Genomic DNA, 7,492 nt, shown 5'->3' on the forward strand with positions numbered 1-7,492 from the left:
GTTGGGGCCTGAGCTGGGTCCGGCGGGGACGGGATCGCGTCGCGGGCCGCCTCGCCTGCGGGGCCGGGACCCTCCCCGTCGGGAGCTGAGGCGCCCCACCCCGGCCCGGACACCGCCCGAGATATCAGGCAACACCCCGCTCGATATATTTGCGTAGCTGCAGGGATACTATTCTCGAATGTTCCCGTCAGTGCGCCGAAATCCGCGCGAGACGACCGCTCCAGCTGTCGGCCCCACGACTGATCCGCGCGCCTGGCCGTTCCATCATGAGGCCGCCGGGACGCTCGGCCCAACACCACAGCGCCATTGTGTCGGGAGGTCGACATGCCTTTGGTGACTCTGGAAGGCGTCGGGAAGTCGTTCGGCGACAACCGGGTCCTGACCGACGTCGACCTGTCCGTCGAGGCGGGCGAGGTCGTCATCATCATCGGGCCCTCGGGGTCGGGGAAGTCGACCCTGTGCCGCTGCGTCAACCGGTTGGAAACGATCGACGAGGGCCGGATCCTCTTCGAGGGCCGCCCCCTGCCCACGGAGGGCCGTGAGCTCGCCCGGATGCGATCACGGGTTGGAATGGTGTTCCAATCGTTCAACCTCTTCGCGCACAAGACGGTGCTCGAGAACGTCACCCTGGGGCCGGTCAAGGTCCTGGGACACAACCGCTTGCAGGCCCGCGCCCGGGCCCAGGAACTACTGGAACGCGTGGGGATCGCCGACAAGGCGGACCAGTTGCCCCGCCAGCTCTCCGGCGGCCAGCAGCAGCGCGCCGCCATCGCCAGGGCGCTGGCGATGGATCCCGTGCTCATGCTCTTCGACGAACCGACCTCGGCACTCGACCCAGAGATGATCTCCGAGGTGCTGGACGTGATGAGGTCGCTGGCCACCAGCGGCATGACCATGATCGTCGTTACCCACGAAATGGGATTCGCGCGTTCCGCCGCGGACCGGGTGGCCTTCATGGCGGACGGTCGCATCCTCGAGATCGCCCCGCCAGAGAGTTTCTTCGCCGCGCCGCGGACCGAGCGCGCCCGGGACTTCCTGGCCCGGGTCCTGCAGCACTGAACCTCCACCGACCCGACCCGACCCGACCCGGTCGCGCCCACCGCCCACCGCGCCGCCGGCACCCGGAGACACACCAGAGGCACGCACCACCAGCAGCAGGCACGCACCACCAGAGGGACGCAGTTCCTCAGGGGGGGACACACACCACCCGACGCCAGATCACCTGCTCCGGACCCGCGGTCCGGAGCACTGCGAGAGGATCGGTCATGCGTACACCGTTCAGCCGGACGCGACGCCCCGCCGCCGGGCATCCCAACGGGAGCTCCGGCGGGATGTCACGCGAACGCCGCCGCAGGCGCGGCGGCGCGCTCCTCGCCGGCGCGACGCTGCTCGCCGCCCTCGGACTGAGTGCCTGTGGGAGCAGCGGCGATGACACCTCGACACCCACCCCCTCGGTGACCTTCACCGCCGGCACCACCATGGCCCGGTTGCACGACGCCGGAAAGATCACCATCGGGACGAAGTTCGACCAGAACCTGTTCGGGCTGAAGAACCTCAGCGGCCAGCCCGAGGGCTTCGACGTCGAGATCTCGAAGATCGTCACGGATGCCCTGGGCATCCCGCGCGACAAGGTCTCCTACGTGGAGACAGTGTCGGCCAACCGTGAACCCTTCATCCAGCAGGGCCGGGTCGACCTCGTGGTGGCCACCTACACAATCAACGACAAACGAAAGAAGGTCGTCGACTTCGCGGGGCCGTACTACGTCTCCGGCCAGTCCATCATGGTCGCGAAGAACAACACCGACATCACCGGCAAGGACACCCTTGCCGGCAAGAAGGTGTGCTCGGTCAGCGGATCCACGCCGGCCGAGAACATCCGCCGGGTGGCGCCCACCGCCCAGCTCGTGCTGTTCGATGTGTACAGCAAGTGCGCCGACGCGTTGAAGAACGGCCAGGTCGACGCGGTCACCACGGACAAGGGCATCCTGCTGGGTCTCGTCGACAAGGACCCTGACGCCTTCAAGGTGGTGGGTGGCACCTTCACGAAGGAGCCCTACGGCATCGGCCTCAAGAAGGGTGACGACGCGTTCCGGAACTTCATCAACGACACGCTCGAGGCCGCTTACAAGGACGGGCGCTGGGAGAAGGCGTACACCTCGACCCTCGGCAAGGTGGAGCCGACCGTGCCCACTCCCCCGGCCGTCGACCGGTACACGTCCTGATCCGCTCCGCGGGTCGAGGGCCGTTGAGCGGCGGCCGTTGACCGGTAGCAGGTGATCGATATCAGGTGACCGGCACCGGCTGAACGGCATCCGCCGATCATCGCTCGGGGCACGACCGGTCGGCCTCACCCGCGCCGACCGGTCGTCCACCCGCCACCGCATGAGGGAGGACAACGATCGACGCCGTCATCGACAACCTCGACATCTTCGCCGAGGGCTTCCGCCGGACGGTCGGGCTAAGCCTGTTCGCGTCCGTGGCGGCGCTGATCCTCGGTACCGTCCTCGCGGCGATGCGGGTCTCCCCCGTGCCCCCGCTGCGCTGGACCGGCACCGCCTACGTGCAGACGGTCCGCAACACCCCGCTGACCGTCGTGTTCTTCTTCGTGGTGTTCGTCCTGCCACAGCTGGACATCGTCTTCTCGTATTTCACGTTCGCGGTGGTCGCGCTCTCGATTTATCACGCCGCGCTGGTCTGCGAGGCGGTGCGTTCCGGGATCAATGGGATCGAGCTCGGTCAGGCCGAAGCGGCTCGTGCGCTGGGCCTGACCTTCTCCCAGACACTACGAATGATCATTCTTCCGCAGGCGTTCCGCAACGTGCTGCAACCGCTGGGCAGCGTGGTGAGCGCGCTGATCCGCAACACCTCGATCGCCGCGGCGTTCGGCGTCCAAGAGCTGACCGGCATGGTCCAACGGCTCACGACCGCCAATCCGGACGCGGTGATCGCCGTGCTGCTCGGCGGCGTGGTGGCATACTTGATCCTCACCGTGGTGCTGGCAGCCGGGCTGTCCCTGGCCGAACGACGGGTGGCGAGGGCGCAATGAGCGCCGAGATCATCCTGGCCGATCCACCGGGTCCGCGTGGTCGGCGCCGCATCCTGCTCGCGAGCGTGGTGGCCGCCGCTGTCCTCGTCGGGCTGGTCACGCTGGCGGTGCTCCGCCTCGCCGACTCTGGCCAGCTCGACGGCAAGCGCTGGAGTGTCTTCGTCGATCAGCCGGCGCTGCGCACCCTGCTGTGGAACGGGCTGCTCGACACGCTGCGCGCCGCGCTGACCGCGATGCTGTTCGCCTCGGCGGTGGGGACCCTGCTTGCCCTGGCCCGGCTGTCCCGGCGCCGGGCGGTACGCATCCCGGCCACGCTGCTGGTGGAGCTGTTCCGCAGCCTGCCCGTCCTGATGCTCATCCTGTTCGCCTACCTCGGTCTGCCGGCGCTCGGCTGGCGGCTCTCGGCGTTCTGGGCCCTGGTCATCGGGCTGACCGCCTACAACGGGGCGGTGCTCAGCGAGATCTTCCGCGCCGGGATCCAGTCGGTCGACCGGGGGCAGACGGAGGCCGCGGCGGCGGCCGGGCTGCGGCCGGTCCAGATCTTCCGCCTCATCCAGTTTCCCCAGGCGATCCGGCGGATGAGCCCGACGCTGGTGAGCCAGCTGGTGACGTTGCTCAAGGACACCTCGCTGGGCTACGTCATCGCCTACAGCGAGCTGCTGCGGTCGGGGCGCGGGGCGGTCGAGTATCTGGGCAGCAGGTACGCCCTGCCCATTTACACCTTCATGGCGGTGATGTACATCGTCACCAACGGGCTGCTGTCGCTGCTGGCCCGATGGCTGGACCGCCGTCAGGACCGCCGCCTCGGCGGCCGCGTCCCGGCTCAGCGGGCGGTGCCCACCGCACGGGTCTCGCGCACGACGGTCACCCGGATCTGACCCGGATAGGTGAGCTCCTCCTCGATCTGCCTGGCGACGTCCCGGGCGAGCAGATGGGCGGCGAGATCGTCGATCTCCTCGGGCACTACCATGACACGCACCTCCCGGCCGGCCTGCATGGCGAACACCTTGTCGACACCCGGACGGTCACCGGCGATCTGCTCGATGCGCTCGAGCCGTTTCACATACGACTCCAGGCTGTCGCGGCGGGCGCCAGGCCGGCCACCGGAGATCTGGTCGGCGGCCTGGGTCAGCACCGCGCAGATCGAGCGGGGTGCGACCTCGTTGTGATGGGCCTCGATCGCGTGCACGACCTCCTCGTCCTCACCGTAGCGACGGGCCACATCCGCCCCGATCAACGCGTGAGAGCCCTCGATCTCGTGGGTGAGCGCCTTGCCGAGGTCGTGCAGCAGAGCCGCTCGTTTCGCGAGTGGAAGCGGCATGCGCAGCTCGGCGGCCATGATTCCGGCGAGGTGGGCGCTTTCGATCAGGTGCGCGAGCACGTTCTGGCCGTAGCTGGTTCGGTAACGCAACTGGCCCAGCAGGTTAACCAGCTCGGGGTGCATCTCGGAGATGCCGGTCTCGAGCAGGGCGTCCTCGCCCGCCCGCACGCACCGCTCGGCCACCTCGATCTGGGCGCGGGCGTACTCCTCCTCGATGCGGTGCGGATGGATCCGGCCGTCGGACACCAGAGCCGCCAGCGTGATGCGACCGACCTCGCGACGCACCGGATCGAAGCAGCTCAGCAGCACCGCCTCGGGCGTGTCGTCGATGAGCACGTTGACCCCGGTGACGGACTCGAAAGCCCGGATGTTGCGCCCCTCCCGCCCGATGATCCTGCCCTTCATCTCATCGCCGGGAAGATGCAGGACCGTCACGACGGCCTCGGTGGTCTGGTCGGACGCGACCCGTTGGATGGCGGTGGTCACGATCCTGCGGGCGCGTTCCTCACCCTCCTCCTCGGCCCGGGCCTCGATCTCGCGGACCGTCAGCGCCGCCTCCCGCCGGGCCTCCTGCTCGATGACGGCGATCAGCTCTCCCCTGGCCTGCCCGGCGGTGAGCCCGGCCACCTGCTCCAGCGCGGCATGACGGGCACGTTCGAGGTCGGCCACCTCGGCTGTCCGACGGGTCAGGTCGTTCTCCCGGTCGAGCAGATCGCGGTCGCGGTCCGCCAGCCGGCGACCATGATCGTCGAGGCTGGCCATCCGGTCCTCGACGCGCTGTTCCCGGGCGGCTATCGCAGCCTCCCGGCTCTGTAGTTCCGTCCGCCAGGCCTGCTGCTCACCGTCGAACGCCACCCGAGCCGCGGTGATCTCGGTCCGGGCGGCCTCCTGCTCGACGCGGACGGACTCTCTCGCCGCGGCCTGGACCCGCGAGGTTTCGACCGCCGCCTCGGCGAGCATCCGCTCGCGCAGTAGGGCGACATCCTCCTCGCCGCGCCGCCGGATCTCGGCGGCATCCCGCTCAGCCCGCGCCAACCGTTCCGCCGCCTCCCGTTCGGCTCGGGCCACAATCTGCGCCGCCTCCTCCGCGCTACCACCATGAGCCGCGCGGAGGCCGCCGTCAGAGCGACCGGCGGTCACGGCCGAACCCCCGGTCCGCGCGGCGGTGCCGTCCCGATCGGCGGGTGAGTCGGCGTCCGTCGTGGCCGGAGCACCGGAACCCTCCCGGAGGGCGGGCAGGACGCGGACCGTCGGCTCCTCGTCAAAGTCCGCCGGACCCGTCACGTCCGCCGGACCCGTCACGTCCCCGGCGCCCCGGGCGGCCGGGGTTCGGGGCACCACCGGAGCGGGGGCGGGTATCTTGTCGACCCGGGTCGCCCGGACCAACCGCGCCACGGCGAGGATCAGAACGCTCAGGACGACAAGTACGAGTGACAACAGGACGACGAGGACGCCCTCCATCGCTGCTCCCTCCGCTTCCGTCGGACCCGCACAGGCGGGCTGGAGCGGCGAAGGACCCTCGTCTCGGCACGATCACAGCCGTAGAGGGGCAGCACGCGGATTACGCCATTGCGATATGGAGCCCGGACGGCCTCCCGAACCGGCCAATCCAACGTCAACCGGCCGGCGGGCATAGCGCCTTCGAGCACCCACGCGCAGCGGCTGCCTCCGTGTGAGTTGGACGAGCTATCAAGACCGCGTCGCCGCGGGAGTCCTGTCACCTTTCAAGAAAGACTAGGTCTCGCACAATCCCTGGTCAAGAAATAAGGGCACATTGACGACCAAGACTCAATCTCCCCACCACTCACACCGAGCCGTCGTCTTCGCCGCCATCGACCACCCAGCCCATCCGACCTCCGTCGGCGAGCCCCTGAGCGACCTGCTCGCTCACGACCCGGACCGCCAGTTCGACCGGATAGCCCTTTCGGGTCAGCATGGCGAGAAGCCTTCGGGTACGAACCTGCTCGGGCAGGCGGTCCATCGACCGCAGCCGACGAAGGACGAGCTCGCGGGCGCTCTCCTCCTCGTCGTCCGCTCCGACCACCGCCATGGCGGCCTCGACGGTCTCCGGATCTACTCCCCGCTTACGCAGCTCTGTGGCCAGGGCCTGCCTACCCAGCCCACGACGGGCCCGGGCGGAGGAGACGAAGGCGGCAGCGAAGGCCTCGTCGTCGATTAGACCGACGGCGGCCAACCGGTCGAGGACCACAGCGACGATCTCATCGGTGACCCCCCGTCGCCGCATGGTCGCCGCAAGCTCCGCTCGGCTCCTCGCTCTGGTCGCCAGCTGATGCAGACAGATCTCCCGCGCGACCGAGATCGGATCATTCGGCCGCGGCCCCCCGTCCACCACGACCGCCGTCCGGGCGAACGACGGACCGGCGGCGGCATTCCCCGGATCTGCTCCTGCCATCGGTTACAGATCGACCGGAACGGGCACCACGGCATCGGATTCGAGACTGGGCAGGATGCCGAGCTTCTCCTTGATCTTCTTTTCGATCTCGTTGGCCAGATCGGGGTTGTCCCGCAGAAACGACCGGGCGTTCTCCTTGCCCTGGCCGAGCTGATCGCCGTCGTAGGTGTACCAGGCACCGGACTTACGAATAATGCCGTGCTCGACACCCATGTCGATCAGGGAACCCTCCCGACTGATACCGCCTCCGTAGACGATGTCGAATTCGGCGGTCCGAAACGGCGGCGCCACCTTGTTCTTCACCACCTTGACGCGGGTCCGGTTACCCACGGCCTCCGTGCCGTCCTTGAGGGTTTCGATACGACGGACATCGAGGCGCACCGACGCATAGAACTTCAGTGCCTTACCACCGGTCGTGGTCTCCGGGGAGCCGAACATCACCCCAATCTTCTCGCGCAACTGGTTGATGAAGATCGCGGTCGTGCCGGAGTTCGCCAGCGCCGCGGTCATCTTGCGCAGGGCCTGGGACATCAGGCGGGCCTGGAGGCCGACGTGGCTGTCCCCCATCTCGCCCTCGATCTCGGCCCTCGGGACCAGCGCGGCCACCGAGTCGATGACAATGATGTCCAGCGCGCCAGACCGGACGAGCATGTCCGCGATCTCCAACGCCTGCTCGCCGGTATCCGGCTGGGAGACCAGCAGACCGTCGGTG

At 68.6% G+C, this 7,492-nt stretch carries 6 protein-coding genes and 1 pseudogene; 4 read left to right on the top strand and 3 right to left on the bottom strand.

Translation table 11 applies throughout. The annotated features are described in order from the left end of the window. Positions 1-324: 324 nt before the first annotated feature. The 4 genes from AC08OO_RS00005 to AC08OO_RS00020 all read left to right on the top strand — a co-directional run bounded on the left by AC08OO_RS00005 (position 325) and on the right by AC08OO_RS00020 (position 3,924). Entirely contained in the window at positions 325-1,059 is a 735-nt protein-coding gene (locus AC08OO_RS00005; RefSeq protein ID WP_476610220.1) for an amino acid ABC transporter ATP-binding protein, read from the top strand. Positions 1,060-1,265: 206 nt separating this feature from the next. Beyond that, the gene (locus tag AC08OO_RS00010; protein WP_476610219.1) at positions 1,266-2,222 is read left to right on the top strand and encodes a glutamate ABC transporter substrate-binding protein; all 957 of its coding nucleotides are present in this window, start codon (positions 1,266-1,268) and stop codon (positions 2,220-2,222) included. Positions 2,223-2,425: 203 nt separating this feature from the next. Further along, positions 2,426-3,046 (top strand): amino acid ABC transporter permease, encoded by a 621-nt coding sequence (locus tag AC08OO_RS00015; RefSeq protein ID WP_476610224.1) that lies wholly within the window; start codon positions 2,426-2,428, stop codon positions 3,044-3,046. Then, complete coding sequence (locus tag AC08OO_RS00020; protein WP_476610218.1) at positions 3,043-3,924, top strand: amino acid ABC transporter permease; 882 nt, start codon at positions 3,043-3,045, stop codon at positions 3,922-3,924. The genes AC08OO_RS00015 and AC08OO_RS00020 overlap by 4 nt, the downstream gene beginning before the upstream one ends. On the opposite strand, the gene rny is transcribed toward AC08OO_RS00020, so the two are convergent. The 3 genes and pseudogenes from rny to recA all read right to left on the bottom strand — a co-directional run. After that, complete coding sequence (gene rny / locus AC08OO_RS00025) at positions 3,870-5,828, bottom strand: ribonuclease Y (protein ID WP_476610217.1); 1,959 nt, start codon at positions 5,826-5,828, stop codon at positions 3,870-3,872. The genes AC08OO_RS00020 and rny overlap by 55 nt on opposite strands. Before the next feature lie 343 nt (positions 5,829-6,171). Continuing rightward, entirely contained in the window at positions 6,172-6,780 is a 609-nt protein-coding gene (gene recX, locus AC08OO_RS00030) for a recombination regulator RecX (protein WP_476606193.1), read from the bottom strand. Between the two features lie 54 nt (positions 6,781-6,834). Then, positions 6,835-7,492: pseudogene (gene recA / locus AC08OO_RS00035) on the bottom strand (recombinase RecA); the annotation flags it as partial.

The sequence above is a fragment of the Frankia sp. CeCAU1 genome (assembly GCF_977971845.1).